This window comes from Streptomyces orinoci, assembly GCF_003121295.1.
Classification (GTDB): Bacteria; Actinomycetota; Actinomycetes; order Streptomycetales; family Streptomycetaceae; genus Streptomyces; species Streptomyces orinoci.
Genome location: NZ_PHNC01000029.1, coordinates 233,306 through 257,831, shown reverse-complemented (window position 1 = coordinate 257,831; position 24,526 = coordinate 233,306). Strand labels below are relative to the sequence as shown.

Genomic DNA, 24,526 nt, shown 5'->3' with positions numbered 1-24,526 from the left:
CTGATCACAAGGAGTCACAATGACCTGCTTCTTCGACCCGTCTCACGGGGTCGGGACGATGAGCGTGCAGTGGTCACCCCAGTGGGGCGTCCCCAGGCCCATCCAGACGTGCCCGGCCTGCGCCCAGCGGGTGCAGACCACGCCTCCGCCGTTCTACACGCCGCAGGCCCCCCAGGCCGGATACCCGCAGCAGGCGGGCTACCCCCAGGCCGGTTACCCGCAGCAAGCCGGCTACCCCCAGCAGCCGGGTTACCCGGCCGCCGGCTACCCGCAGGCCCAGCAGCCCCCGCAGCGCGGCGGCCACAGCACCGGAGCCCTGGTGGGCGCGGGCGTGGCGGGCCTGGTCGGTGGCGCGCTGCTGAACGAGGCCTTCAGCGACGACGAGCCCGAGCAGGTCACGGTCGTCAACAACAACTACTACGAGGAGGACGACGACGAGGGCGGCTTCTTCTAAGCCGTCTGCCGAGTCGTCCTGCCAGGCCGTCTGCCAGGTCGTCCTGGAGTTCACCGACGCATGCGGGCCCCGCCGGTAGCCGGCCGGGCCCGCATCGTTTTTGCCGCGGCCGTCACGCCAGGTCGGTACGGCCCAGCCAGGCCGGTTTCACCGGGATCCCGTCCGCGTCCCGCGCGGTGCCGGCCGGCGGGGCCGGCCGGGGCGGTGGCGCGTCGGCGGGCTCTTCGGCGGGGGCCGGTGCGGCGGCGGGTGACGGTGTGGTGTCAGAGACCGGTGTGGCATCAGGGGCCGGTGAGGGTGGCGCCTCGGAGTCCTCCAGCAGCTCGGCGACCGTGAACCGGGTGCCGAAGTCATGCAGGGAACCCTCGACGACCAGCAGAAAACCGTCGCTGTGGCGGAAGAGCCGGCGGCGCCTGGCGTTCCAGGGATGCCGGGGCACATAGCGCCGGGCGCGCCGCTCCAGCTGCGCCAGCGCCTCCTCGCGCGTACCGTCCACCTGCGCCAGGACGGTCGTTTCCTGGTACTTGTCGTTCGATCCGCCCAGGGTTTCCTCGACTATCAGTCCCCAGGTCGTCATGCGCCACCTCCCGATATGGATCAGGCACAGCCTAGGCGGGGCGGCCGGCGGCCTGCCGCGGCGCCGCACGCGCGGCCGTGGACGGGCCAACCGGCGTACGGCGCCGGGTGGTTGGGCGGGTGGCGTGCCGTCCGGTCAGCGGACGGTGACGGTGAACTCCGGGGAGACCGCGCCCCCGCCGGTCACCCGCAGCGCGTTCTTGCCCTTGATGCCCAGCTTGACGCGCATCGAGTAGCTCAGATTCTTGTTGACCGCGACCTTTGCGGGCAGCGAGACCCACTTGGTGCCCTGCTTCTGCTGCAGGGTGACCGTGGTGCCGGCCTTGATGCCGGACGCCTTGCCGGTGACCCGGAACTCCTGCCAGGCCTTGACCGTGCCCATGCTCGCCTGGGCGGTGAGGGCGGGCTTGGTGGCGGGCTTCGCGGCGGCCGGAGCGGTGTGGGCGGCCGCAGCGGCGGGGGCCGGAGCGGCGACGGCGGCCGCGGTCGTGCCACCGATCAGGGCGGCGGCGAGAGCACCGGATATGGCGAGGCGGTGTGCACGGTTCATGGCATTCCTCCCTATAAGCCCGACTGGCCCGTTCTTGGGCCTTCGTTGAGGAACACGAGCAACGTGGGCTTCTGGTTGCAGGTTTCTCGAACGAATTTCTTTGATGCGTATGGGAAGTTGATGCGGCCTTGTCCGGGCGGGAGCGGCAATGGGCCCGGCCGAGGTGATCTATTGCCCGGGTAACAGCCGTCTCTCGGCGGTGCCCATGACAGCATGAGGGTCTCGCAACCCAGGAGCAATACATGACGGACATAGGCCGCACTCAGGCCGGGCCCCGGGAGGTGGCGCCGGACGTCCCCGACCGGACCCGGCGCACCGGCCTGCTGGTCACCCTCGCACTGGGCTCGCTGACCGCGCTGCCACCGCTGTCGATGGATATGTATCTGCCGGCGCTGCCCGAGGTCACCGACTCCATGGGCAGCCCGGCCGCCACCGTCCAACTCACCCTGACCGCCTGTCTGCTGGGCATGGCGCTGGGCCAGCTGGTGGTGGGGCCGATGAGCGACAAATGGGGCCGTCGCCGTCCGCTGCTGACCGGTCTGGTGATCTATGTCCTGGCCACCGCCGCCTGTGCCTTCGCGCCCACCACCGCAGCGCTGGTCGCCTTCCGGCTGGTCCAGGGGCTGGCCGGGGCCGCCGCCATCGTGATCGCCCGGGCCATGGTCCGCGACCTCTATGACGGGGTGGCCATGGCGCGGTTCTTCTCCACCCTGATGCTGATCTCCGGCGTGGCGCCGGTGATTGCCCCGCTGATCGGCGGGCAGATCCTCAAACTCACCGACTGGCGTGGGGTGTTCGTGGTCCTCACCGCCGTGGGCGCCGCCCTGGTCCTGCTGGTCTGGGCCCGGCTGCCGGAGACCCTGCCGCCCGAGCGGCGCCGGCCGGGCGGGGTGGGGCAGGCGCTGCGCACCATGGGCGGCCTGCTGGCCGACCGGATCTTCCTGGGCTATCTGCTCTCCGGCGGCTTCGCCTTCGCCGCCCTTTTCTCCTACATATCCGCCTCGCCCTTTGTGGTGCAGGACATCTACGGCGCCTCCCCGCAGACCTTCAGCCTGCTCTTCGGACTCAACTCGGTGGGCCTGGTGGCGGTCGGCCAGATCAATGGCAAGCTGCTGGTCGGCCGGGTCAGCCTGGACAAGGCGCTGGGCTTCGGCCTGGCGGTGATCACCCTGGCCGCCGCCGCCCTGCTGCTGATGGCTTCCGGGATCCTCGGCCGGGCCCCGCTGGCCGCCATCGCCGCCGGCCTGTTTGTGCTGATGTCCGCCATGGGCCTGGCCATGCCCAACACCAACGCCCAGGCGCTGATGCGGGCCAAGGACGCGGCCGGTTCCGCCTCCGCGCTGCTGGGCACCTCCACCTTCCTGCTGGGCGCCGTCGCCTCACCGCTGGTGGGGATCGCCGGTGAGGGCACGGCGGTGCCGATGGCCGCCGTCCAGCTGGGCTGTGCGCTGGCGGCCGTACTCTGCTTCGGCGCGCTGTGCCGGCCCTGGGGACGCGGGGAGGGTACGGACGGCGCCGGGGCGGAGCCGGCCGAGTCGGCGAACCCGTAAAATTCGCCCAATGCACGCCCCCCACACCGCTCCGACCGGTGAGAAGCTGCGCGCCGCGCTCGCCGGACTGCTCGACGGACTGCCGCCCACCCAGGCGGCCCAGGCCGTTGACCGGCTGATCGCCAACTACCGGGGGCGCGTTCCCACCCATACGCCCGTGCTGCGCGACCGCTCCGATGTGGCCGCGTACGCCGCGTACCGGATGCCGGCCACCTTCGAAGCGGTACGGTCCGCGCTGGCGGCCTTCCGCTCCCGGCTGCCGGAGTGGGCGCCCGCCACCCATGTCGATCTCGGCGGCGGCACCGGCGCCGCCACCTGGGCGGTCGCCGCCGCCTGGCCCGGCGGGCCGCAGACCACCGTGGTGGACTGGGCCGCGCCCGCGCTGGAACTGGGCGCCGAACTGGCCCGGGATGTCCCGGAGTTGGCCGGGGTCCAGTGGCGGCGCCAGACCATCGGCGATGAGCTGCGCATCCCGGACGACACCGGCCTGGTGACCGTCTCCTATGTCCTCAACGAGCTCACCGAGGACGGCCGCCGGGCGCTCACCGCCCAGGCTGCCCGGGCCCGCGCGGTGCTGATCGTCGAGCCCGGCACGCCGGATGGGTACGCCCGGATCATCCAGGCCCGCGAGCAGCTGATCGCGGCCGGGTTCCGGGTGGTGGCCCCGTGCCCGCACAGCGCCGGCTGCCCGATAGCGGAGGGCACCGACTGGTGCCATTTCTCCGCCCGGGTCAGCAGGTCCTCGCTGCACCGGCAGGTCAAGGGCGGTTCGCTGGCCTATGAGGACGAGAAGTTCTCCTATGTGGCGGCCATCCGGGAGGAGCCGCTGCCGGAAGCGGCTTCCCGTATCGTCCGCCGCCCGCAGATCCGCAAGGGGCAGGTGCTGCTGGAGCTGTGCACCGCCGAGGACGGCCTGGTCCGTGAGACGGTGACCAAGCGGCACGGTGAGCGCTACCGCGCGGCGCGGGATGCGGACTGGGGGGATGCGTGGGCATAGCGGCACGGGTGGGGCTGCTGATCCTTTCCGGGTGCTGGTTGCCGGTCTGCGGGTATGTGCTCCTGGCCATGGGCTTCACGGGGATGGCGCTGGTCTTCTTCTTCCCCGGGCTGCTGATGTGCGCTCTCGCCCTGTACTGGGGGTGGAGCCGGCCCGGGCGGGCGGGATGGCTGACGGCCGTGTCCCTGTGGCTGCCCAGCTCGCCCGTGCTCTTGGTGGCCCTGATATACGGCAAGCCGGTCGTCGGCTGGGACTTCACCGGGATTGTCGGTGGTGTCTTCGCGCTGGGGCTGTCGGCCGTCGCACTGGGCCGGTGCGGGCGGAAGGGGGCCCGCGGGCCCCGTCCCCAGCCGTGCGGGTGCGGGCGCATGTGGTGCGTTGTCGGGCGCGGGCCGTCCGTATGTGGTCGCGCTCACGCGGCGGAGCCGCATGGTGCAGCCGCCCCGCGCCCCTGATGGCGCGCCCCCGCAGACGTCCGCGGCGTCACGGCGGCGCCCGAGCGTGCTCAACACCGCTTTCTCAACGCAGCTCCTGCGTACAGCACTTGACGCTGCCGCCGCCCTTCAGCAGTTCGCCGAGGTCCATTCCGATGGGCTCGAAGCCCCGTTGGCGCAGTGGGGCGAACAGGCCCACCGCGGCCTGGGGGAGCAGGACATGGCGGCCGTCGCTGACCGCGTTGAGTCCCAGGGCCGCCGCATCCGCCTCGGTGGCGATCAGGGCGTCGGGGAAGAGCCGGGCCAGGACGGCGCGGCTGCCGGGGGAGAAGGCGCCGGGGTAGTACATCACCTCGTCGCCGTCCAGCACGCACAGCGCGGTGTCCAGGTGGTAGTAGCGGGGGTCGATCAGGTCCAGGCCGATCACCGGGCGGCCGAAGAACTCCTGGGCCTCGGGGTGGGAGAGCGGGCTGCTGCGGAAGCCGCGGCCGGCCAGCAGATAGGAGGCGGTGACGGCGAAGTCGCCCTCGCCCTCGTTGATGTGTTCCGGCTCGCGCACCTCGCGGTAGCCATGGGCGCGGAACCACTCCAGGTGCACGGCGGCCTCGGGAACCCGCTCGGGGTGGGCGAAGCGGGCGCCCAGCACCCGGCCGTCCACCACGGTGGCGCCATTGGCGGCGAACACCATGTCGGGCAGGTCCGGCCGCGGCCGGAGCTCCTCGACGGTGTGGCCCAGCGCCCGGTAGCGGTCCCGCAGCTCTTCCCACTGGGTGAGGGCGAGCGGCAGATCGACGGGCTTGGCCGGATCCATCCAGGGGTTGATGGAGTAGGTGACCCGGAAGTGGGTGGGCGGGCACATCAGGTAGCGGCGCGGGGTTGCGGTACGCAAGTAGCGCTCCTCCCAGTGGCGTTGGGGCACGGATGTGAGGTTCGTGCGTGCCCAAATGGTCCACGGTCGGCGACCTGTGCGCATGAACCGTACGGGTGGTTTACACCCGGCTCGCCGCGTGCATCGCTCCGGCCGGTGGCGTTCGAGACGAACCGTCTCGGCTCAGTCGCCGCTACCCTGTCCCGCATGACCCCCAGCCCCAAGACCGCCCCCGACGCCTCCCGGCGCAGCGAGCGCTCCCGGCGCGCCATCCTCGATGCGGCCCTCGAACTCGTCGGCGAGACCGGCTACCAGCGGCTCACCATCGAGGCCATCGCGGCCCGCGCGGGCGTGGGCAAACAGACGATCTACCGCTGGTGGCCCTCCAAGGCGGCCGTACTGCTGGACGCCTTCGCGGCGCTGGGCGAGGAGGCGGCCGCCGGGGAGACCGAGCTCCCGGACACCGGCGACCTGGAGGCCGATCTGAAGCTGGTGCTCCGGACGACCGTGGACGAGCTCAACAGCCCCCGCTTCGACGCCGCGTACCGCGCACTGGCCGCCGAGTCCATCGTCAACCCGGAGGTCTGCGCCCACTTCGTGGAGCGGATCCTCGAACCCCAGCTGCGGCTCTACGCCCAGCGGCTGGCCAGGGCCCAGCAAGCCGGGCACATCCGCCCGGACATCGACCCGCGCACCGCCCTGGAACTGCTGACCGGCCCGCTCACCCACCGCTGGCTGCTGCGCACCCTCCCGCTGACCCATGAGTACGCCGACGCGGTGGTGGAACTCACCCTGCGCGGCCTCGCCCACGGCTGAACCGCCCCGAATCCCGGTGGAAGCGGCCCGAGTCACACCCCCGGGTGCGCCCGGCGGTCACACGGGCCCGCGGATGGTGGCAGCATTGAGCGAAGAGCGCGGTCGAGGTCGGTGAGGGGATAGATGGAACGCAAGGGCAGGTTCTCCCAGTGGTTGCGCCGCCCCAGAAACGGGTCGGGCGATTCGGGCACGGGGGCGGCGAGTGCGGCCGCCCGCGAGGAACTGCTCCTGGCCGCGGCCGCCGCCGGCTTCCCGCTGGCGCCCGCCGCGCACCCGTCCGGCTACGGCTGTTCCTGTGAGCGCATCGGCTGTCCCACCCCCGGCCGCCACCCGGTCTCCTTCGCCTGGCAGACGCTGGCCACCACGGACACCGAGAAGCTCACCAAATGGCTGCGCGGCCAGCCGGAGGCCAACTTCATCACCGCCACCGGAATCGCCCACGATGTGCTGGACGTTCCGGCGGAGGCCGGCCGGCAGGCGCTGGAGCGGCTGGCCGCGGCCGGGGTGGAGGTCGGCCCGGTGGCCACGGTCGCCCCGGACCGGATGCTGTTCTTCACCGCCACCCGCGGCACCCCGGACGACGAGGACGAGTGGTGGCCCTGCGAACTGGACTGCCACCCAGAGACCATGGACGAGCACCCGGGCCTGCGCTGGCACTGCCGGGGCAGCTATGTGCTGCTGCCCCCGTCCACGCTGCCGGGTGACGGCGAGCGGGTCGCCTGGCTGCATGGCCCCGAGCGGCCGCTGCCCGACCCGCTGACCCTGCTGGAGGCGCTGACCGACGCCTGCGCCCAGTACGCGGGGGAGCGGCCCGACCATGAGCACCACGCCGCCTGGCCGATCGGGCGGTAATGAATTCCACCGGGTAATTCCAAGGGGAGCTCAGGACCGTAAAGGGTTCCTCCGCTTCTCATGAGAAGTTCCTTGAAGCGGCCGAATTCCCTACGGGATTCCGCCGGCCGTGGCCAAGACTGCTGCGCATGGCTACGACTCCCCTCGCTCCCACCGCCCCCGAGCGGGTGACTGCCCGCCGGGTGCTCTGGAAAATACCCGCGGACCAGCCCGGATACGCACGACCGGCGCTCTGGGCCATGACCGCGGCGGCGGCCGTGCTCTATGCCTGGGGGATCAACCACAGCCAGTACCACGCCTTCTATGCGGACGCCGTCCGCAGCATGACGCAGAGCTGGAAGTCCTTTTTCTACGGCTCCTTCGACCCCCGCGATTCCATCACCCTCGACAAATTGCCGGGATTCCTCTGGCCCCAGGCGATTTCCGCCCGGATCTTCGGATTCCACCCCTGGGCGCTGACTCTCCCTCAGGTGATCGAGGGAGTGCTGAGCCTGCTGGTGCTGCACCGGGTGGTCCGCCGCTGGGCCGGAACCGGTGCGGCACTGATCGCCTGCGCCGCGTTCCTGCTGACCCCGGTGGCGGTGGGCCTGTTTCGCACGGCCGTCGAGGACCCGATGTTCACCCTCTGCCTGCTGCTGGCCGCGGAGGCCACCCAGCGGGCGGCCGAGAGCGGGCGGCTGCGCCCGCTGCTGATGGCCGCGGTCTGGGTCGGGGTGGGCTTCCAGGCCAAGATGCTGGAGGCATGGGCGGTGCTGCCCGCCCTTGCCCTGGTCTACCTGGTCTCGGCCCCGGTGCCGCTGCGCCGCCGACTGACGCACCTGGCGGGTGCGGCGGCGGTGACGCTTGTGGTCTCCGCGTCCTGGACGGTCGCCGTCACCCTCATCCCGGCCAAGGACCGGCCCTATGTGGACGGCACCACCAACAACTCCGCACTGAGCATGGTGGTGGGCTACAACTTCCTCAACCGCTTCTCCTCGCTGGGCATCAGCGCGGCCTCCACGGGCAGCGTCAGCGCGACGCAGGGCGGGGGCGCGCACCATGCGCCGGGTGCGGGTGCGGGTGCGGGTGCGGGTGCGCCGAAGGGTGCCCCTTCGGCGCCGGGTGACGCGTACGGGGCGTACGGGCAGCGGTCCGCCGGGCAGTCCGGGGCGCGGTCCGCCGGGCAGGGGTCCGCCGGTCGTGGGCAGGCCGCCGCCGGGTCGTACGGGCAGCAGCCGGCCGGTCATGGGCAGGCCGGGCAGGGACAGGCCGGTCACGGCTCGACCGGGCAGGCGCCTGACGGCCACGGCCTGGGCGGCCGGGATCAGGGCGGCCAGGGCGGTTACGCCCAGGACGGCCACGCCGCAGGCGGGCATGCCGCGGGCGCGCAGGGGCAAGGCGGCCGGGGACCCGGCGGGCCCGGCGGCTGGGGGCAGGATGGCTGGGGCAAGATGTTCGGTCCGGCGCTGGCCGCGCAGACCGGGTGGCTGTACCCGCTCGGCGCCATCGCCCTGATCTGCGGGCTGCTGTGGCGCCGGGGCAGGCCGCGCACCGACCGGACCCGCGCCGGGTTCATTCTCTGGGGCACCTGGCTGGCCATGTACTTCCTGGCCTTCAGCGCCGGCAGCGTGGGCGGCCACACCTACTACATGGGTGTGATCGCGGTACCGCTGGCCGCGCTCTCGGGCGGTGGCCTCACCCTGATGTGGCGGGCCTACCGGGCCCGCGGCCGCCGGTCCTGGGCGCTGCCCGGCGCGGTGGCGGCCACCGCGGCCTGGAGCGCGTATCTGGCCGGCCGGTTCCCCGGCTTTCTGCCCTGGCTGGCGCCCACCGTGGCGCTGCTGGGTGCCGCGGCCGCCGTGTCCCTGGTGATAGCCCGGACCGGAACCGGCGGGCGGCGGCTGGCTCTCACCGGCCTGGCCGCCTCGCTGGCGGCGGTGCTGATCGCGCCCAGCGCCTGGGCGGTGCAGGTCTTCAACCCCCGCTACGGCAGCTCCGGCATGGGCGCGGTCGGTCCGACCGGCACCGGCGGCCACCGCGGCGGCGGTAAGCAGAACCGGATGATGCCCTGGGGCGGCCAGGGCGGCGGCCGGCCCGGCAAGCCGGGAGGCGGCGGCTTCGGCCGGGGCGACGGCCGGCTCACCGCGGAACAGCGCAAGCTGCTGGACTACACCACCGCCCACCGCGGCTCCGCCGAGTACCTCTTCGCCACCACCGGCTGGAGCCAGGCATCGCCCTACATCCTGGCCACCGGGGCGGATGTGCTGCCGCTGGGCGGGTTCAGCGGCCGGGCGCCGTTCCCCACCGAGGCCGCCTTCCGGAAGCTGGTGCGCACCGGCAAGCTGACCTATGTCCTGACCGGCGGCGAGCGCGACGGCTTCGGTGCCATGGCCGCCATGTTCGGAGGGGGAGGCGGCGGCGCCACGCCCGTCACCCGCATCACCGACTGGGTCCGTTCCTCCTGCGCCAAGGTCCCGGCCGCGGCCTTCGGCGGTGACGCGCACTCGGCCGAAACGCTCTACCGGTGCCGGTGAACCGGTGCTGATACCGGTGCCGAGCGGGGTCAGTCGCCCCTGGCGGCGATCAGCAGCTCGATGCGGTTGAGGAAGGTGACGCGCCCGCCCGCCCGCTTGGCGGGCACCGTCACCGCCGACTCGGAGACCCGGGTGTAGGTCACCGCGGTACGCAGGTCCCCGCCGAGCAGCGCCTTGGTGCGCTGGTCGGTGACGGCCGGGCGCAGCCCCTTGGCCATGGTGCGCTTCTCGCGGTGGTGCGCGGTGAAGAACACCAGCGCCCCGCCGTCCTTGGTGCGCAGGGCGAAGGGCGGGAAGCCGGGGGCCCCGTCCGGGGTGTCCAGGTACTCGGTCCAGAAGCTGGGGGTACGGGCGAACTTGGCCCGGTCCGCACGCAGTTGGGTGGTGGCCCCGCTGGGTGCGAACACCTCCCCCGTACCGCTGCCCAGGTATGCGGTGTACGCGCCGCTGACCGCCGAGGGGTCCAGCGCCAGCCCGCTGCCGGCGCCCGGTTTCTCCGGTACCGGCAGCGCGTAGCCGTCCTTGTCCAGGGTGAAGGAGGGCACCCGCTCCCTGGGCATCAGCGACAGATAGGCCGCCTTCCAGGGCTCCTTGGGGCCGCTGCGGGCGAAGACCACCAGCCAGCGGTTGCCGTCCCGGTTGCTGCGGGTGTCGGCCAGGAAGAACTTGGGCCACCCGGCCATCTGCGGCACGGTGAACCGGGCGTCGTCCAGCACCAGTGCCGGGTAGCCGGGGTTGCCCTTGGGGGTCAGCGCGCGCTGGGCCGTCAGGTCGGCCTTGCCTATCTCGGCCAGCGCCCCGGTCTCCACCCGGTCCACCTCGGCCGGGTCCAGGGTGCGGTACGCCCTGGTGTAGCCCGCGGTGAACTCCCGTAGCACCTTGGGGGCTTCGGCCCTGGTCAGCGAGGGGACGATCGCCCGCTCCCCGTGCACCGTCACACAGCCGGTCGCCACCAGCAGCGGCGGTACGGTCAGCACCGCCAGCCACGGGAACAGTCTGGGACGCGGCCGACGTCGCATCGGGGGTGGCCTCCTTGGGTGCCGCTGAATTCCGGGCAACCCTACCCGGGGCGGAGAACACCACCGGAGCGGGGCCGGGCAGGTGTGATCCGGCTCTCAATCGTGCGGATTTCACCCCGGGCGTACGCGGTCGCGGCTCTTGGTGGCAACTGGCCGAATAGTCCATGTCGGGGCGTGGGGCCCGGCGCATAGCGTGGGCGCCGCTGATGTTGTTTCCCAGCACAGGAGAGCACTTCATGCGCAAGCGAATGTTCGGTGCCGCGATCCTCGCCCTCGGCCTGAGCGCCCCCTTCCAGGCGGCGGCCGTGGCCCAGCCGCACACCCCCGCCAACGCCCAGGCGCTGTGGGACACCTGCCAGGCCGCGCTGGACTCGCCCCATGAGTCGCACACCAACCCGGATGTCATCAACGTCCACGCGGACCTCAAGGGCTGTAAGAAGAAGATGCCCCACTACTCGATATCGGTCACTCTCTATAAGGAGAACCAGCAGGTCGCGCACAACAGCGGCTCCGGGGCGAACAAGTTCAAGGCGCGTGTGGTCGCCAACTGGCCGCCGCCCAAGGGGCAGTGCCACAAGTACTCGGCGACCGCCACCTACACCATCACGGCGGACGGCCATGCGCACACCACCACCCTGACCAATCACAGCCAGGGCGAGATCTGCATCCACAAGTAGCCCTTGAGCGGCTCCTCTTCGGACACCGGGCGGAAGCGATGACCCACTATGCCGTCTTCCTGGCGGTCACCGGCCTGCCCACCGGCCCGGTGTCCGGCCTCACCGCACTCACCGTGCCCGCCCACCGCCTGGCGGAGGCCGAGGCACGTGCCTCGGCCGCCCTCGCCGGACTGCCGGAGGGCGCCGGGTGGGCGGACCTGGAGCCGGACCGGCGCCGGGAGTTGGTGGCCCGGGTACGTACCGTGCCGCACCACGCGGCGGACCATATCGAGCACAACGACCCGGCGGCTCCTGGGAGTTCGGCGCTGGCCGACTGCCTGGCGGGCCTCGCCGCCAATAGCTCACTCAAGGAACTCGCCGGTCAGCGGCGCACCGTCTACTTCACCGGTGACCGTCCGCTGGGCGATGCGGCGGGTGCTCCCTTCCTGGCCGGTGCGAGCGCGGTCCACCGGGGCGCCGAGAACCGCTATCCCGCCCTGGCCCGCCTGGCCGCCCTGCTGGGCACCGCCGCCGGGCCCTCGACCGACGGTTCGCTGCCCGAGGACCAGGACCTCTACGAGGCCTTCGACCGCTACACGGTGGGCGGGCCCTGAGCTCCCTCAGGGCAGGTCCCACCACCACCACCAGTCGTCGTCATCATCACCGTTGACGATGACCTTGCCGTCATAGACCCCGCCGGAACAGACGGTGTAGGCGCCCCAGTTGAAGGTGACGCCCTTGGGCTGCCCGCCGCCTTCGATGCACTGCACATCGGTGACGGGCTGGGGCGCCGGGCGCGGGGCCGCCGTGGCGGACGCGGCCCCCAGGCCGGAGGTGGCGAGCAGCAGGGCCAGCGGCCCGAGGACACGGGATACCTGACGTATTCGCATGGGGAATCCCTCCCTCTTCGGTCGAACACATGGCCTGCTCAGTGTTGCCGCCCACATCCGCCGCCGCCCGGCCTGCTGCTCCATATGGGGGACTGTCGCATCCTTCGATCCCTTTGCCCCCAAGGGTGGTAAGGCATCGCTCTCGGCCATTTACGGGCGGTCGGGCCGGGTCGTCCCGGACGATCAAGGCCGCTCCGGCCGCCCCGCGTCAAGCCGACCGTGATAGTGGAGCGAGTGGTTCACCTCAGGTCGCGCCCTAATGCCCCAACTGCATGGCTACCTCCGGTAGTTGGCGAAATGAGTTCGACTATCGGACAGCCCGGATGCCCTCGCAACATCGAACGTGTAAACGATTGCCGTTTCCATTCGCTCGATTTCCGAGGTGATGATGATGCGAGTCAAGGCTCTGGCCGTTCCCTTCGCCCTGGGTATGGCGCTCACCGGCGTCGCCCTGTCCGCCCCCGCGTCCTTCGCGGACACCTCCGCCGCCACGGTCACGCTGACGGAGACCGACAACGGCACCGCCGTATCCGTGCACACCGGCGATGTGATCAAGGTCCAGCTGACCGGCAGCCGGGGCAACGGTCTGACCTGGACCTGGAGCACCCCCACGGCGAGCAGCACGGATGTGCTCACCCAGACCGATTCGGCGTCCCTGGCGGACGGCAGTGTGACGGCCACCTTCCAGGCGAACTCCAACGGCACCACGGTGATCACATCCACCAAGGGCTGTGTGCCGGACCCCGGCCACTTCTGCTCGCACCTGATGCAGCAGTGGAACGCCACGGTCACCGTCAACTGACCCGGCGCTTTACGGCCCTTGCGCCCCGGTCCGCCACTGCGGCGGACCGGGGCCCAGCCATAATGCGCGGACCGAGCGCCCGGCGTGATGGGTGGTGATGGCGCTGGCCATGGCAGGCGCCCGCTACGAGAGGATCTCCGTATGACCGATGTACGCATAGTCCATGTCTTCTGCGGGCCGGAGGGGCGGGGCGGCAATGCCCTGGGGGTGGTCGCCGACGGTGCCGCCCTGCCGGAGCCCGAGCGGCGGCAGGCCCTGGCCGCCGAACTCGGCCTCAGTGAAACGGTGTTCGTGGACGACGCCGAGCGCGGCACGGTGGACATCTACACCCCCGGCACCCGGCTGCCCTTCGCCGGGCACCCGCTGATCGGCGTCGCCTGGCTGCTGGGCGGCGATGTGGAGGAGCTGCGCCCGCCGGCCGGCCGGGTGCCGGTACGCAGAGCGGGCGAGCTGGTGTGGATCACCGCCCGTCCGGAGTGGGTGACCGGCCGCCGTACCGAGCGCTACGCCTCCCCGGCCGAGGTGGACGCGCTGCCCGCGCCCCCGCCGGGCGAGGGCTGGCTCTACGCCTGGGCCTGGGAGGACGAGGCGGCGGGACGGGTACGGGCCCGGGGTTTCCCGCGCCGTGGCGACGGAATCACCGAGGACGAGGCCACGGGCGCGGCGGCCCTGCTGCTCACCGGGGAACTGGGCCGCGCCCTGGACATCCGCCAGGGCACCGGCTCCCAACTGCTGACCCGGCCCCGCCCGGACGGCACGATCGAGATCGGCGGCCGGGTGCGCCGGGCCCCTTGAGGGGCGCGGGGAACTGCGCGAGCAGCCACACGCAACCCGCACCCGACAACGCGCCAAACCCCCTAAGCGCTGAGCGGGAATGCCTCGCCCAGCTCCCGGAACACCGCCGTGTTCAGCGCGAAAGCCCGTCGGCACTCGTCGATGACCTGCCGCTTCTCCAGGTCGTCCAAGGGCACCGCATCCAGCAGCCCCCGGTACTCCCGCTTGAACTCGGCAGGGTTGGCGATCCCCTCGAAGACATAGAACCGCACCCCATCGCCCTTCCGGGCGAAGCCCCAGGTCTTCTCCGCGGTGCCGCGGATGACCTGGCCGCCGGAGAGGTCGCCCAGATAGCGCGTGTAGTGGTGGGCGACATAACCGGCCGGCCAGGTGCGGGCGCAGTCCTCGATACGGGCCGCGTAGGCCGCGGTGGCGGGCAGTGGAACCAGGCCCGTACGCCACCCCGGACCGCCCAGGTGCGTCAGATCGCGCTCCAGCTGGGCGGTGCGGGCCAGCTCGGGGCGGAGGAACGGGCCCGCCACCGGATCACCGGCCAGCTCGGCCGAGCAGGACTCCAAGGCCCGGTAGACAAACCAGAGTTGCTCCGTATAGGCGCGGTAGGCGGCCACCCCGAGCCGCCCGCCGAGCAGGTTGCTCATGAACGACGAGTTCTCGGCCTCCAGATGCTGCTGGTGCGAGGCGGTGCGGATGAGCGTGGAGAAGGGTGTCGCGGCGGGCGAGTCCAAGGCGGACCTCCGGTGACGGGCTTCCCGACATGCTGTCGGGAAGACCTTACCGCCGGGCACCCGATCACGGCAGGGTCAGGATTTCCGCTCCCGTCTCGGTGACCACCAGGGTGTGCTCGAACTGCGCCGTCCGCTTGCGGTCCTTGGTGACCACGGTCCAGCCGTCCTCCCACATGTCGTACTCATGGGTGCCCAGCGTCAGCATCGGCTCGATGGTGAAGGTCATCCCGGGCTGGATCAGGGTGTCGTGGTGCGGGCTGTCGTAGTGCGGGACGATCAGGCCGGAGTGGAAGGAGGAGTTGATGCCGTGGCCGGTGAAGTCCCGTACCACGCCATAGCCGAAGCGCTTGGCGTAGGACTCGATGACCCGGCCGATGATGTTGATCCGGCGGCCCGGCTTGACCGCCTTGATGGCCCGGTTGAGCGCCTCCTGGGTACGTTCCACCAGCAGCCGCGACTCCTCGTCCACCTCGCCGCAGAGGTAGGTGGCGTTGTTGTCGCCATGCACGCCGCCGATGTAGGCCGTCACATCGAGGTTGACGATGTCGCCGTCGCGCAGCACCGTCGAGTCCGGAATGCCGTGGCAGATCACCTCGTTGACCGAGGAACACAGCGACTTGGGGAAGCCGCGGTAGCCGAGGGTGGAGGGGTAGGCGCCGTGGTCGCACATGAACTCATGGGCCACCCGGTCGAGTTCATCGGTGGTCACACCGGGGGCGATGTGCTTGGCCGCCTCCGCCATCGCCTGGGCGGCGATACGGCCCGCGATCCGCATGCGCTCGATGGTTTCGGCGTCCTGGACCTCCGGGCCGGAGTACGGCGTCGGGGCCGGCTTGCCGACGTACTCGGGCCGGGGGATGGAGGGCGGGACGGGGCGGGTGGGAGAGAGTCTCCCGGGGACGAGAAGTGACTGGCCAGACATGTCAGCGAGTGTAGTCAGCGGCTCTCGGGGAGCATGTGGGTGAGGAGAGGAGGGCACGATGGCCCTGTTCAAGCGGACTCCGGCCGGTAAGCCGGGTGAGTGGTACTACTGCCTGAAGCATCAAGTGGTCGAGGAGGGGCCGGAGTGCCGGGCGGCGGACCGGATGGGCCCGTATGGCACCCGCGAGGAGGCCGGGCACGCCATGGAAACGGCGCGCGAGCGCAATGAGCAGTGGCGCGAGGACCCGCGCTGGAAGGACGACTGACCGGCGGGGGGCACGCCGGCCCCTGGCGCAGGGGCACCACCCCGTCGCGTTCCGCCGCGCATGGGCAGTGGCCCCGCTGTGCCGGGCGCCGGGGACCCGACCGCCGTGCGGGGCGGCTATAGGCCATGATCACTCCGGCCGGCGAGGGCCCGGCGATGGCACCCGCCTGCCAGCGGACGGTGTTCAGTGCGATGCCGGCGGGCAGCTGCTCATGGGCCACCACTTGGGGCAGCAGCGCCTGCAGGGCCGGCCGCTGCCGCCCGGACAGCGCGCTGACCAGGGCGGCCACCAGATACAGCGGCCAGACCATGGGGTGTGGCAGCATCGCGTTGGCCAGCAGCAGCGCACTGAGCGCACCCAGCCCCGCCTCGGTCCACAGCACCAGCTTGCGGCGGTCCAGCGCGTCCGCCGGCGCCCCGCCGTAGAGCCCGAAGACCATCAGCGGCACCAGCTCCACCGCCCCGATGGCGCCCACCGCCAGTGTGGAACCGGTCAGTTCCATCAGCTGCACCGGCAGCGCGACGAAGGTCAGGAAGCTGCCGAACGACGTCACCGGTCCGGCCGGCCACAACCGCCGGAAGTCGGCGGAGGAGTGCCAGGGGGTGAGGTCGGGCAGCAGGGCGCGCAGCCGGGAGGAGCGGGAAGGGGGATGGTGCTCGGTCACGGGTGGCCATCTCAGGTCCGGCCCGGGGGACGGGCAACCGGATTTCCGTCCGTCCGCTACCAGCGGTCCGGCGGCGGAGCGGTCAACTGCTCGGCCAGCCGGGAGAGTTGGTCGCGGAAGCGGCGGCCGCGGCCCGGCGCGGCGGGCGGCACCGGTTCGCCCGCCGCCGCGCTGAGCAGGTGCTGCACCAGATCGAAGTCCGGCTCCAGGTCCGGGGGCACGGACAGCGCCTCATGGGCCAGGGCGCGCATCTCGCGGTGCGCGCCCTCCGGTGCGCCGTCCAGGGTGAGGACGGTGGCGCCGCCGCGCCGCACCTGGTGCACCCGCTCCAGCAACTCGGCGCCCGGGTCCGGGCCGGTCCGGCCGAGCACCACCAGCAGGGTCTCGCCGCGCCCCGCCTCCCGCAGCCGGTCCAGGCCGACCGACAGATGGGCCGGGGCAGCGGGCGGCACCCGGTGGCGCACCAGGGTGGGGGACAGCTCCGGCAGCCCGGACCGGGCCGCCTCCTCGTCCAGATGCGCGGCCAGGTGCCAGGGCTCGTACGCCGCACTGCCCAGCAGCAGCAGCTCCCCGCCCCGGCCTCCGGCGGACCTGCGCAGGGCGCCGGCGAACCGGCGGGTGGCCTGCAACCACTCGGCCCCGGCGAGCACTTCGCGCAGCAGCGCGACCCGTACCGCGTCCACGGCCCCATCCTGCCGACCGCGGCGCGGCGGGGAACGGGAAAGCGGCCTGCCTCACCCGTTAGGGAACGGACCCCGGGGACCGGACCGGGCTCTGAGCGGGCGTGACAGTATCCCTGTCATGACTGCTTCTGCTGACGCTTCTGCCGGGACTTCCCCCGCGACCACCAAGCCCGCTGCCAAGGACCCCTGGGCCCTCCCCGATGTTTCCGGCCTGGTGGTCGGCGTTCTGGGCGGCACCGGTGACCAGGGACGCGGCCTGGCCTACCGGCTGGCCAAGGCGGGCCAGCGGGTGATCATCGGCTCCCGGGCGGCCGAGCGGGCCGAGGCCGCCGCCGCCGAGCTGGGCCTGGGCATCGAGGGCGCGGACAACGCCGAATGTTCCCGGCGCAGCGATGTGGTGATCGTCGCGGTGCCCTGGGAGGGACACGCCAAGACCCTGGAGGCGCTGCGCGAGGAGCTGGCCGGAAAGCTGGTGATCGACTGCGTCAACCCGCTGGGCTTCGACAAGCAGGGCGCCTACGCCCTGAAGCCGGCGGAGGGCAGTGCGGCCGAGCAGGCCGCGGCGCTGCTGCCGGAGTCCCGGGTGACCGCCGCCTTCCACCACCTCTCCGCGGTGCTGCTCTCCGACCCGGAGATCGCCGAGATCGACACCGATGTGATGGTGCTGGGCGACAAGCGGGCCGACACCGACCTGGTGCAGGCGCTGGCCGCCCGTATCCCCGGGATGCGCGGGGTGTTCGCCGGGCGGCTGCGCAACGCCCACCAGGTGGAGTCGCTGGTCGCCAATCTGATCTCGGTGAACCGGCGGTACAAGGCGCACGCGGGCCTGCGGATCACCGACGTCTGACGCCGACGTTTGAAGCCGACGTCTGACGCCGGTGCGTGACGCGACGTATTGCCCCGGCATCCCGCACCGGGGCCCGGTACACCCCGCGGCCGCAAACGGGGCATGGGGGACAATGGGCGGGTCCAGTACGCGACCGCGTTGCCGACAGGAGCCGCCCCCCATGCCCCGCCTCGCCCTCTACGCCCTCGCCGTCTGCGTCCTCGCGACCGTGGCCGCCGTCGTCTCCTTCGCACGCGGCAGCTGGCTGGGTGTGATCTGGGTGCTGCTGCTGGGCGTCTCCTCCAATATGGCCTGGTACTACGTGCGCCGGGCGCGGGCGGAGCGCGCGGCCGTCAGCGAGTGATCAGGTAGCCGCCGAGGTCCGGGATCTCCGGGTTCCCCTGCCAGAAGCGGAACAGCCGCTGGCCCCAGTAGGTGTCCCAGTCACTGACCCCCAGCACCCGCAGCACCGAGTCGATGACATGGAAGAAGGCGTCGTTCACCGAGGGGATCCACAGGAAGCCGAACACCGCCAGCAGGCCGAAGGGCGCGAAGGGCTCGATCTGCCGCCGTACCCCGTATGACAGCCAGGGCTCGATGATCCCGTAGCCGTCCAGGCCCGGCACCGGCAGCAGATTGAGGATGGCCGCCGAGACCTGGAGCAGCGCCAGGAAGGCCAGGGCATAGCGGACATGCTCCGGCACCCCGTCCAGGGCGTGCAGCCAGAACGGCGCGGTGCACACCGCCGCGAACAGCACATTGGTCAGCGGGCCGGCCGCCGAGATCGCACTGTGCCGCCAGCGGCCCTGGATGCGGTGCCGTTCGATGAACACCGCACCGCCCGGCAGACCGATCCCGCCCATGATCACAAAGACCACCGGCAGCACCACGCTCAGCAGGGCGTGGGTGTAGGCGAGCGGGTTGAGGGTCAGATAGCCCTTGGCCCCGATGGAGATGTCCCCGCTGTGCAGCGCGGTACGGGCGTGCGCGTACTCATGCAGACAGAGCGACACCACCCAGGCCGAGACCACGAAGAGGAAGACGGCGAAACCGGGGCTGGCCGAGAAATCCGTCCAGATCGCCCACAGGGAGACCGCCATGATGGCGACAAGGGCGAGGAAGACGGGGCTCACGCGCCGCGCGCCGCGGGTCGCGTCGAATGCCATCTGAGTGCTCCTGGGGTGGGTGCCGGGAGATACCGGGCGTACGGACGGGTTCCGGGCGACGGTACTTGGTCGCGGTCCGAATGTCGTAATGGCGGGGGAGAATGGGCCGGTGCGTTACGGCATCCTCGGCACCACCCAGGTCCATGCGCCCGACGGTCAGCCGGTGGCCCTCGGCGGCGCCCGGCTGCGCGCCCTGCTGGGCGCCCTGGCCCTGCACCCGGGCCGCACCCGCACCACCGGAGCGCTGACCGACGCCGTCTGGGGCGCCGAGCCCCCGGCGGACGCGACCGGGGCGCTCCAGGCGCTGGTCGGGCGGCTGCGCCGGGCCATCGGCCGGGACGCCGTGGAGTCGGTGGCCGGCGGCTACCGGCTGTGCGCCGAACCCGACCAGGTCGATCTGCACCGCTTCCAGCGGCTGGCGGAGGAGGGGGCCAGGGCGCTGGCCGACGGCGACCCCGGCAAGGCGGCGGTGCTGCTGGAGGACGCGCTCGCCCTGTGGCGCGGCCCCGCCCTGGCCGACCTGCCCGGCCACCAGGCCGAGGCCGCCCGGCTGGCGGCCCGCCGCCTGGACGCCCGCCGCGACCGGCTGGCCGCCGCCGTCGCCCTGGGCCAGGCCGAACAGGCCCTGCCGGAGCTGGCCGAGCTGTGCACCGGCCACCCCCTGGACGAGCCCCTCCAGGCGCTGCGCCTGCGAGCCCTGCGCGCCTCCGGCCGCCCGGCGGAGGCCCTGGCCGCCTATGAGCAACTGCGCACCATGCTCGCCGACCGCCTCGGCGCCGACCCGGGCCCCGAATTGCGTTCCGTGCACGCGGAGTTGCTCACCCCGGCACCGTCGCCCCATGCGCCGCGTCCGGGCATCGCCGGGGGGCCGGACATGCCCAGGCCTACCGGGCGCGGCGGACCCGGCGGGCCCGGCGGGCCTGGTGGGACCCGCAGTCCTGGCGGGGCCGCGACGACCCGGCCCCGGCGGGGGAATCTGCGCGCCCGGCTGACCTCCTTCGTCGGGCGCGAGCAGGACGTGGCCAGCATCCGGGCCGATTTGGCCACGCATCGGCTGGTCACCCTGCTGGGGCCGGGCGGGGCGGGGAAGACCCGGCTGTCCCAGGAGGCCGCCGAGGCGGCGGCCGACGCCTGGCCGGATGGCGTCTGGTTCGCCGAACTGGCGCCGCTGGAGGATGAGGACTCCGTGCCCGAGGCGGTGATCACCGCCCTGGGTGCCCGCGAGACCGTGGTGCGCGGCACCGCCGAGGGCCTGCGGGTGGCGGCCGACACCACCGCCCATGACCCGCTGGCCCGGCTCGCCGAACACTGCGCCCAGCGCCGGATGCTGCTGGTGCTGGACAACTGCGAGCATCTGGTGACCGCGGCTGCCCGGCTGGCGGAGACGCTGCTGGCGCACTGCCCCGGCGTCACCGTACTGGCCACCAGCCGCGAACCCCTCGCCCTGCCGGGGGAGTTGGTGCGTCCGGTGGAGCCGCTGCCGGACCCGGTCGCGCTGCGGCTGCTCGCCGACCGGGGGGCCACCGCCCGCCCCGGCTTCCGTATCGAGGACGACCCCGCCGCCTGCGCCGAGATCTGCCGCCGGCTGGACGGACTGCCGCTGGCCATTGAACTGGCCGCCGCCCGGCTGCGGATGCTCACCCCGCGCGGCCTGGCCGACCGCCTGGACGACCGCTTCCGGCTGCTGACCTCGGGCAGCCGCACCGTGCTGCCCCGCCAGCAGACGCTGCGCGCGGTGGTGGACTGGTCCTGGGACCTGCTGGACGAGCCCGAACGCGCCGTACTGCGCAGGCTCTCGGTGTTCTCCGGCGGCTGCGACCTGCCTGCCGCCGAGGCGGTGTGCGCGGATCCGGAGTCGGTGCCCGCCCCGGAAGTGGCGGTAGTGGTCGGTTCGTTGGTGGACAAGTCCCTGATGGTGGCGGCCCCCGACGACCGGGGTGAGATGCGCTACCGGCTGCTGGAGACGGTCGGCGAGTACGCGGGGGAGCGGCTGGACGAGGCCGGTGAGCGCCCCGAGGTGGAGCGCCGGCATCTGGTGCACTACCGCGAACTGGCCCGTACCGCCGACCCCTTGCTGCGCGGGCCGCAGCAGCGGCACTGGGTGGACCGGCTGGAGCGGGAACAGGACAATATGCGGGCCGCGCTGCGGCACGCCGTGGCGGCGGGCGATGAACACGAGGCCCTGTGCCTGGTGCTCTCGCTCAACTGGTTCTGGACCCTGCGCGCCCGGCTGGCCGACAACCGTATCTGGTCGGAGGCGGTGGCCCAGATGGGGCCCGACCCCTTCCAGGAGCCGGTGGAGATCGCCCCGCCGCTCACCGAGCGGTGCATCGACGCCCCGCCGCCGATGCGCCCGGAACTGTTCCAGGAGGCCCGGCGGCAGGTGCGGCTGATCGTCATCTCCACCGCGGAGTCCGATATGCGGGTGTTCAACTCACCCGAGATGCAGGCCCGGTTGCGGGCCGTGCTGTCGGTCTACCGGCACCGGCCGCCGCAGACCCTGCGTACCCCCGGCATGCTGTGGATCTACGCCCGGCTGCTCACCAGCGACTTCGCCCTGCTCTTCGATGACCTCGACCGGGCCGTGGCACTGAGCCGGGAGCTGGGCTATGAGTGGGAGCTGGCCTATCACCTCCAGCAGCGCGCCAAGGTGGGCAATGAGTGGCCCGGCCGGGCCGAGCAGGCGCGGCGGGACGCGGACGAGAGCCTGGAGATCTTCCGGCGCACCGGGGACGCCTGGGGAGTGGCCGAGGCGCTGGCCGGGCGCGGTGAAAGCCGGGAGCGCCTGGGGGAGTTCGAGGCCGCCGCCGAGGACTACCGGGAGGCCATGGACAGCGCCCGCGCGGTGGGGGCCATCACCCAGGTGGCGCTGATGCGCTCCCGGCTGGCGGAGATGCTGATGGAAGCCGGGATCATCGACGCCGCCGAGAACGAGCGGATGCTGCGGCAGGCGAAGGATGAGGCAGAGGGCGGCGTTCCGGATGTGGACTTCCTCATCCGGCTCACCCTCGCCATCAGGGTCGCCCGCGCCGGGCGGCTGGCGGAGGGCCGGGAGCTCCTGCTGGAGCTGCTGGCGGAGTTCAAGCACCGGTCCATCCGGCTGTTCCAGGGCATGATGCTGGGGCTGCTGTCCTGGCTGGATGTACTGGGGGGACGGCCCGAGGAGGCGCTGCCCAGGGTTCGCCAGGCCCTGGAGATGCTGGACGATCCGATGTCCGCCTTTGTGGCGGTCAAGCTGCCGGTGATGCAGCTGATGCACGCCGCCTACGCCCACGCCCATCTGGACGGCGAGGAACACGCGTTGGCGGCGGCCCGGCTGCTGGGCGCGTCCGCCGTGCTGCGGGTCGGCGGTCCCGAGGAGCAGTCGCTGGAACGGGAGGTCCGGCAGCGGACGGAGGCCGGGGCACGCGCGGCGCTGGGCGAGGAGGCCTACCGGCGGGCGTATGCCGAGGGCGGCCGGCTCACCTTGGCGGAGGCCACCGCCCTCATCTGAGACACACCCCCGTCCCAAGCTCAGGCACGCTGACGGAACTTGGCCACCGCCAGCGGCGCCACCACCACGGTCAGCCCCACCGACCAGGCCAGGGTCATCCACACCGAGTGCGCCACCGCGCCGCCGTTGATCAGGCCACGGGCCGCATCGGCCAGATTGGCCAGCGGGTTGTAGTCGGTGAAGGCCCGCAGCCAGCCGGGCATGGACTTGGTGGGGGCGAAGATGGAGCTGGCGAACTGCAGCGGAATCATGATCAGCATCCCCATTCCCTGGACGGCCTGTGCCGACTTGGCGGTCAGGCCCAGCAGCACAAAGATCCACATCAGGGAGGCGCCGAAGAGCACGCTCAGGCCCACGGCGGCCAGCAGTTCCACCACCGAGGTCTTGATGTCCAGGCCCAGCGCCAGACCCATGCCGATCTGGATGGCCACCGCCACCAGCATCCGGCCGACCTCCACCACGATCTTGGCGATCAGCACGGAGGAGCGGGCTATCGGCAGGGTGCGGAACCGGTCCATCACCCCCTTGCTGAAGTCCTCGTTGACGCCGCTGCCCACCGCCATGGCGATGTTCAGCCCGGTCATTGCCATCAGGCCGGGCACCAGATAGTTGACATAGTCATCGCGGTGGCCGGGGAACATGGCGCCGCCGAAGACATAGACAAACATCAGGGTGAAGATCACCGGCATCAGGACGACGTCGAACATCGCCTCCGGATTCTGCTTGATCTGCAGCGCATTGCGGCGGGCCAGCGCACTGATGTGCCGCAGATGGTCGCGGAGACCGAGGCGGCCGTCGGCGGCGGGAGCGGTGATGATCGCGGCGCTCATGCCGCCACCTCCTGGAGTTCTTCGGCGTGGCTGTCCCCGGAGGAGGTCTTCTGGCCGGTGATGGCCAGGAACACCTCGTCCAGGCTGGGCAGATGGGTGCTGACGGAGGCCAGTACAAAGCCGCGCTCGGCCAACAGGCCCACCACTGCCGTCAGTTGCTGATCGGTGACGATGGGAACGTTGACCAGACCCCCGTCCTGGTCCACGGTCGCCCCGGAGACGCCGTCCAGACCGGCCTGGGCCACCGCCCCGGCCAGCCGCGGCAGTTCGGCCGGGTCCGCCGGACGGATCTGCAGGGTGCGGCCGCCGACCTTGGTCTTGAGCTCCTCGATCCGGCCGCCGGCTATCACCCGCCCGCGGTCGATCACGGTCAGCTCGTCGGCCAGCTGCTCGGCCTCCTCCATGTACTGGGTGGTGAGCAGCACGGTGGCGCCCTCCCGGACCAGGTTGTGCACCTCGGCCCACACCTCGTTGCGGGTGCGCGGGTCCAGACCGGTGGTGGGCTCGTCGAGATAGAGCACCGCCGGGCGGCCGATCATGGAGGCGGCCAGATCCAGCCGGCGCCGCATTCCGCCGGAGTAGGTCATCGCCGGGCGTTTGGCGGCCTCGGTGAGAGAGAAACGCTCCAGCAGCTCGGCGGCCCGCCGCCGGGCCTCCTTGCGGGGGAGGTCCAGCAGCCGGCCGATGAGGTAGAGGTTCTCGGTGCCGGAGAGCTTCTCGTCCACCGAGGCGTACTGGCCGGTCAGACCGATCACCCGGCGCAGCTGCCGGGGCTGGGTCAGCACGTCGTAGCCGCCGACGCGGGCGGTTCCGGCGTCCGGCTTGATCAGCGTGGAGAGCACTCTGACCAGCGTGGTCTTGCCGGCTCCATTGGGTCCGAGGACGCCGAGGACGGTGCCTTCGGGGACGTCCAGGTCTATGCCGTCCAGCGCCTTGGTCGAGCCGTAGTGCTTGACCAGGCCGCGGACCTGGACGGCGGCGTGCGGTGTCTGTTGGCGTTGCATACGAGCGAGAGTGTCAGCGCCCACCGACAAGCGACCGACACCCACCGACATCCCACCGACATCCCCCGCGCCCCCTCAGGGGCGCGGGGAACTGCGCGACCAGCCGCCGACGGCCCGCGGCCGGCAATGTGCCGTCAGCGGCTGTCGCTTCGTCGTCGGCCGCGCCCCGGTGAACC

At 72.1% G+C, this 24,526-nt stretch carries 26 protein-coding genes and 1 pseudogene; 15 read left to right on the top strand and 12 right to left on the bottom strand.

Annotated elements, in window-relative coordinates:
• The first annotated feature begins 19 nt into the window (after positions 1 to 19).
• Entirely contained in the window at positions 20 to 454 is a 435-nt protein-coding gene (locus CV755_RS15845; RefSeq protein WP_109280893.1) for a hypothetical protein, read from the top strand.
• 112 nt (positions 455 to 566) lie between these two features.
• Here CV755_RS15845 and CV755_RS15840 read toward each other — a convergent pair whose 3' ends face one another.
• A complete protein-coding gene (locus CV755_RS15840) occupies positions 567 to 1,031 on the bottom strand; it encodes a hypothetical protein (protein WP_109280892.1) in 465 nt (154 codons plus the stop codon).
• A gap of 135 nt (positions 1,032 to 1,166) precedes the next feature.
• Entirely contained in the window at positions 1,167 to 1,580 is a 414-nt protein-coding gene (locus CV755_RS15835) for a hypothetical protein (protein ID WP_109280891.1), read from the bottom strand.
• A 242-nt stretch (positions 1,581 to 1,822) separates the two neighbouring features.
• On the opposite strand from CV755_RS15835, the gene CV755_RS15830 reads away from it, so the two are divergent.
• From CV755_RS15830 to CV755_RS15820, 3 genes are read left to right on the top strand one after another with little or no spacing between them, the layout of a single operon-like run.
• Positions 1,823 to 3,130: a multidrug effflux MFS transporter gene (locus tag CV755_RS15830; RefSeq protein ID WP_109280890.1), complete on the top strand. Its 1,308-nt coding sequence runs from the start codon at positions 1,823 to 1,825 to the stop codon at positions 3,128 to 3,130.
• Positions 3,131 to 3,140: 10 nt separating this feature from the next.
• A complete protein-coding gene (locus CV755_RS15825) occupies positions 3,141 to 4,127 on the top strand; it encodes a small ribosomal subunit Rsm22 family protein (RefSeq protein ID WP_109280889.1) in 987 nt (328 codons plus the stop codon).
• The gene (locus tag CV755_RS15820; RefSeq protein ID WP_109280888.1) at positions 4,118 to 4,582 is read left to right on the top strand and encodes a hypothetical protein; all 465 of its coding nucleotides are present in this window, start codon (positions 4,118 to 4,120) and stop codon (positions 4,580 to 4,582) included. Before CV755_RS15825 ends, CV755_RS15820 begins: the two co-directional genes overlap by 10 nt.
• A 64-nt stretch (positions 4,583 to 4,646) precedes the next feature.
• Here CV755_RS15820 and ddaH read toward each other — a convergent pair whose 3' ends face one another.
• A complete protein-coding gene (gene ddaH, locus CV755_RS15815) occupies positions 4,647 to 5,450 on the bottom strand; it encodes a dimethylargininase (RefSeq protein WP_338323664.1) in 804 nt (267 codons plus the stop codon).
• Positions 5,451 to 5,636: 186 nt separating this feature from the next.
• Here ddaH and CV755_RS15810 point away from each other — a divergent pair, with 186 nt between their 5' ends.
• The 3 genes from CV755_RS15810 (at position 5,637) to CV755_RS15800 (ending at position 9,610) form a co-directional block, all read left to right on the top strand.
• Positions 5,637 to 6,245: a TetR/AcrR family transcriptional regulator gene (locus tag CV755_RS15810; protein WP_109280887.1), complete on the top strand. Its 609-nt coding sequence runs from the start codon at positions 5,637 to 5,639 to the stop codon at positions 6,243 to 6,245.
• 123 nt (positions 6,246 to 6,368) lie between these two features.
• Positions 6,369 to 7,097 carry a bifunctional DNA primase/polymerase gene (locus tag CV755_RS15805; RefSeq protein ID WP_109280886.1) on the top strand — a complete coding sequence of 243 codons (729 nt, stop codon included), beginning with the start codon at positions 6,369 to 6,371 and terminating at the stop codon, positions 7,095 to 7,097.
• Positions 7,098 to 7,225: 128 nt separating this feature from the next.
• A complete protein-coding gene (locus tag CV755_RS15800; RefSeq protein ID WP_109280885.1) occupies positions 7,226 to 9,610 on the top strand; it encodes an ArnT family glycosyltransferase in 2,385 nt (794 codons plus the stop codon).
• 29 nt (positions 9,611 to 9,639) lie between these two features.
• Here the strand turns inward: CV755_RS15800 and CV755_RS15795 are convergent, their stop codons facing one another.
• Positions 9,640 to 10,629 (bottom strand): SCO2278 family lipoprotein, encoded by a 990-nt coding sequence (locus tag CV755_RS15795; protein WP_109280884.1) that lies wholly within the window; start codon positions 10,627 to 10,629, stop codon positions 9,640 to 9,642.
• Between the two features lie 236 nt (positions 10,630 to 10,865).
• On the opposite strand from CV755_RS15795, the gene CV755_RS15790 reads away from it, so the two are divergent.
• Together CV755_RS15790 and CV755_RS15785 are read left to right on the top strand one after the other, a co-directional pair.
• Entirely contained in the window at positions 10,866 to 11,306 is a 441-nt protein-coding gene (locus CV755_RS15790; RefSeq protein WP_109280883.1) for a hypothetical protein, read from the top strand.
• 38 nt (positions 11,307 to 11,344) lie between these two features.
• Positions 11,345 to 11,899 carry a hypothetical protein gene (locus CV755_RS15785; RefSeq protein WP_109280882.1) on the top strand — a complete coding sequence of 185 codons (555 nt, stop codon included), beginning with the start codon at positions 11,345 to 11,347 and terminating at the stop codon, positions 11,897 to 11,899.
• Positions 11,900 to 11,905: 6 nt separating this feature from the next.
• Here CV755_RS15785 and CV755_RS15780 read toward each other — a convergent pair whose 3' ends face one another.
• Positions 11,906 to 12,175, bottom strand: a complete 270-nt coding sequence (locus CV755_RS15780) for a hypothetical protein (RefSeq protein WP_109280881.1) — start codon at positions 12,173 to 12,175, stop codon at positions 11,906 to 11,908.
• Between the two features lie 391 nt (positions 12,176 to 12,566).
• Here CV755_RS15780 and CV755_RS15775 point away from each other — a divergent pair, with 391 nt between their 5' ends.
• A complete protein-coding gene (locus CV755_RS15775) occupies positions 12,567 to 12,977 on the top strand; it encodes a hypothetical protein (protein WP_109280880.1) in 411 nt (136 codons plus the stop codon).
• 141 nt (positions 12,978 to 13,118) lie between these two features.
• Positions 13,119 to 13,772, top strand: a complete 654-nt coding sequence (locus CV755_RS15770; RefSeq protein ID WP_109280879.1) for a PhzF family phenazine biosynthesis protein — start codon at positions 13,119 to 13,121, stop codon at positions 13,770 to 13,772.
• 62 nt (positions 13,773 to 13,834) lie between these two features.
• Here CV755_RS15770 and CV755_RS15765 read toward each other — a convergent pair whose 3' ends face one another.
• Both CV755_RS15765 and map read right to left on the bottom strand, forming a co-directional pair.
• Positions 13,835 to 14,497 carry a biliverdin-producing heme oxygenase gene (locus CV755_RS15765; protein ID WP_109280878.1) on the bottom strand — a complete coding sequence of 221 codons (663 nt, stop codon included), beginning with the start codon at positions 14,495 to 14,497 and terminating at the stop codon, positions 13,835 to 13,837.
• A gap of 64 nt (positions 14,498 to 14,561) precedes the next feature.
• Positions 14,562 to 15,419 (bottom strand): type I methionyl aminopeptidase, encoded by an 858-nt coding sequence (map, locus tag CV755_RS15760; protein WP_109280877.1) that lies wholly within the window; start codon positions 15,417 to 15,419, stop codon positions 14,562 to 14,564.
• A 58-nt stretch (positions 15,420 to 15,477) separates the two neighbouring features.
• On the opposite strand from map, the gene CV755_RS36170 reads away from it, so the two are divergent.
• Positions 15,478 to 15,684 (top strand): hypothetical protein, encoded by a 207-nt coding sequence (locus CV755_RS36170; RefSeq protein ID WP_109280876.1) that lies wholly within the window; start codon positions 15,478 to 15,480, stop codon positions 15,682 to 15,684.
• A 115-nt stretch (positions 15,685 to 15,799) separates the two neighbouring features.
• On the opposite strand, the pseudogene CV755_RS15750 reads toward CV755_RS36170, so the two are convergent.
• Together CV755_RS15750 and CV755_RS15745 are read right to left on the bottom strand one after the other, a co-directional pair.
• Positions 15,800 to 16,348 (bottom strand): annotated as a pseudogene (locus CV755_RS15750) (MFS transporter); the annotation flags it as partial.
• 56 nt (positions 16,349 to 16,404) lie between these two features.
• On the bottom strand, positions 16,405 to 17,031 hold the full coding sequence (locus CV755_RS15745; RefSeq protein ID WP_109280875.1) for a hypothetical protein: 627 nt from the start codon (positions 17,029 to 17,031) through the stop codon (positions 16,405 to 16,407).
• Between the two features lie 118 nt (positions 17,032 to 17,149).
• On the opposite strand from CV755_RS15745, the gene npdG reads away from it, so the two are divergent.
• Together npdG and CV755_RS15735 are read left to right on the top strand one after the other, a co-directional pair.
• Positions 17,150 to 17,878 (top strand): NADPH-dependent F420 reductase, encoded by a 729-nt coding sequence (npdG, locus tag CV755_RS15740; RefSeq protein WP_109280874.1) that lies wholly within the window; start codon positions 17,150 to 17,152, stop codon positions 17,876 to 17,878.
• Between the two features lie 160 nt (positions 17,879 to 18,038).
• Positions 18,039 to 18,221, top strand: coding sequence for a hypothetical protein (locus CV755_RS15735; protein WP_109280873.1), 183 nt, complete (start codon positions 18,039 to 18,041; stop codon positions 18,219 to 18,221).
• On the opposite strand, the gene CV755_RS15730 is transcribed toward CV755_RS15735, so the two are convergent.
• Positions 18,211 to 19,023 carry a site-2 protease family protein gene (locus CV755_RS15730; protein ID WP_109280872.1) on the bottom strand — a complete coding sequence of 271 codons (813 nt, stop codon included), beginning with the start codon at positions 19,021 to 19,023 and terminating at the stop codon, positions 18,211 to 18,213. The two genes, CV755_RS15735 and CV755_RS15730, sit on opposite strands and share 11 nt — an antisense overlap.
• Positions 19,024 to 19,111: 88 nt before the next feature.
• Between CV755_RS15730 and CV755_RS15725 the strand changes: the two genes are divergently transcribed.
• Complete coding sequence (locus CV755_RS15725; RefSeq protein WP_193553410.1) at positions 19,112 to 22,516, top strand: AfsR/SARP family transcriptional regulator; 3,405 nt, start codon at positions 19,112 to 19,114, stop codon at positions 22,514 to 22,516.
• Between the two features lie 20 nt (positions 22,517 to 22,536).
• On the opposite strand, the gene CV755_RS15720 is transcribed toward CV755_RS15725, so the two are convergent.
• Complete coding sequence (locus CV755_RS15720; protein WP_109280870.1) at positions 22,537 to 23,346, bottom strand: ABC transporter permease; 810 nt, start codon at positions 23,344 to 23,346, stop codon at positions 22,537 to 22,539.
• The gene (locus CV755_RS15715) at positions 23,343 to 24,350 is read right to left on the bottom strand and encodes an ATP-binding cassette domain-containing protein (RefSeq protein WP_109280869.1); all 1,008 of its coding nucleotides are present in this window, start codon (positions 24,348 to 24,350) and stop codon (positions 23,343 to 23,345) included. Before CV755_RS15715 ends, CV755_RS15720 begins: the two co-directional genes overlap by 4 nt.
• Between the last annotated feature and the right edge of the window lie 176 nt (positions 24,351 to 24,526).

Excerpts from the sequence above, each read along its gene's own strand:
- CV755_RS15845 (WP_109280893.1), top strand. The coding sequence starts at position 20 with ATGACCTGCTTCTTCGACCCGTCTCACGGGGTCGGGACGATGAGCGTG.
- CV755_RS15810 (WP_109280887.1), top strand. The coding sequence starts at position 5,637 with ATGACCCCCAGCCCCAAGACCGCCCCCGACGCCTCCCGGCGCAGCGAG.
- CV755_RS15725 (WP_193553410.1), top strand. The coding sequence starts at position 19,112 with ATGGCGGGGGAGAATGGGCCGGTGCGTTACGGCATCCTCGGCACCACC.
- CV755_RS15785 (WP_109280882.1), top strand. The coding sequence starts at position 11,345 with ATGACCCACTATGCCGTCTTCCTGGCGGTCACCGGCCTGCCCACCGGC.
- npdG (WP_109280874.1), top strand. The coding sequence starts at position 17,150 with ATGACTGCTTCTGCTGACGCTTCTGCCGGGACTTCCCCCGCGACCACC.
- CV755_RS15720 (WP_109280870.1), bottom strand. The coding sequence starts at position 23,346 with ATGAGCGCCGCGATCATCACCGCTCCCGCCGCCGACGGCCGCCTCGGT.
- CV755_RS15730 (WP_109280872.1), bottom strand. The coding sequence starts at position 19,023 with ATGGCATTCGACGCGACCCGCGGCGCGCGGCGCGTGAGCCCCGTCTTC.
- CV755_RS15840 (WP_109280892.1), bottom strand. The coding sequence starts at position 1,031 with ATGACGACCTGGGGACTGATAGTCGAGGAAACCCTGGGCGGATCGAAC.
- CV755_RS15775 (WP_109280880.1), top strand. The coding sequence starts at position 12,567 with ATGCGAGTCAAGGCTCTGGCCGTTCCCTTCGCCCTGGGTATGGCGCTC.
- CV755_RS15795 (WP_109280884.1), bottom strand. The coding sequence starts at position 10,629 with ATGCGACGTCGGCCGCGTCCCAGACTGTTCCCGTGGCTGGCGGTGCTG.
- CV755_RS15805 (WP_109280886.1), top strand. The coding sequence starts at position 6,369 with ATGGAACGCAAGGGCAGGTTCTCCCAGTGGTTGCGCCGCCCCAGAAAC.
- CV755_RS15800 (WP_109280885.1), top strand. The coding sequence starts at position 7,226 with ATGGCTACGACTCCCCTCGCTCCCACCGCCCCCGAGCGGGTGACTGCC.
- CV755_RS15770 (WP_109280879.1), top strand. The coding sequence starts at position 13,119 with ATGACCGATGTACGCATAGTCCATGTCTTCTGCGGGCCGGAGGGGCGG.
- map (WP_109280877.1), bottom strand. The coding sequence starts at position 15,419 with ATGTCTGGCCAGTCACTTCTCGTCCCCGGGAGACTCTCTCCCACCCGC.
- CV755_RS15790 (WP_109280883.1), top strand. The coding sequence starts at position 10,866 with ATGCGCAAGCGAATGTTCGGTGCCGCGATCCTCGCCCTCGGCCTGAGC.
- CV755_RS15835 (WP_109280891.1), bottom strand. The coding sequence starts at position 1,580 with ATGAACCGTGCACACCGCCTCGCCATATCCGGTGCTCTCGCCGCCGCC.
- CV755_RS15735 (WP_109280873.1), top strand. The coding sequence starts at position 18,039 with ATGCCCCGCCTCGCCCTCTACGCCCTCGCCGTCTGCGTCCTCGCGACC.
- CV755_RS15830 (WP_109280890.1), top strand. The coding sequence starts at position 1,823 with ATGACGGACATAGGCCGCACTCAGGCCGGGCCCCGGGAGGTGGCGCCG.
- CV755_RS15715 (WP_109280869.1), bottom strand. The coding sequence starts at position 24,350 with ATGCAACGCCAACAGACACCGCACGCCGCCGTCCAGGTCCGCGGCCTG.
- CV755_RS15825 (WP_109280889.1), top strand. The coding sequence starts at position 3,141 with ATGCACGCCCCCCACACCGCTCCGACCGGTGAGAAGCTGCGCGCCGCG.
- CV755_RS15780 (WP_109280881.1), bottom strand. The coding sequence starts at position 12,175 with ATGCGAATACGTCAGGTATCCCGTGTCCTCGGGCCGCTGGCCCTGCTG.
- CV755_RS36170 (WP_109280876.1), top strand. The coding sequence starts at position 15,478 with ATGGCCCTGTTCAAGCGGACTCCGGCCGGTAAGCCGGGTGAGTGGTAC.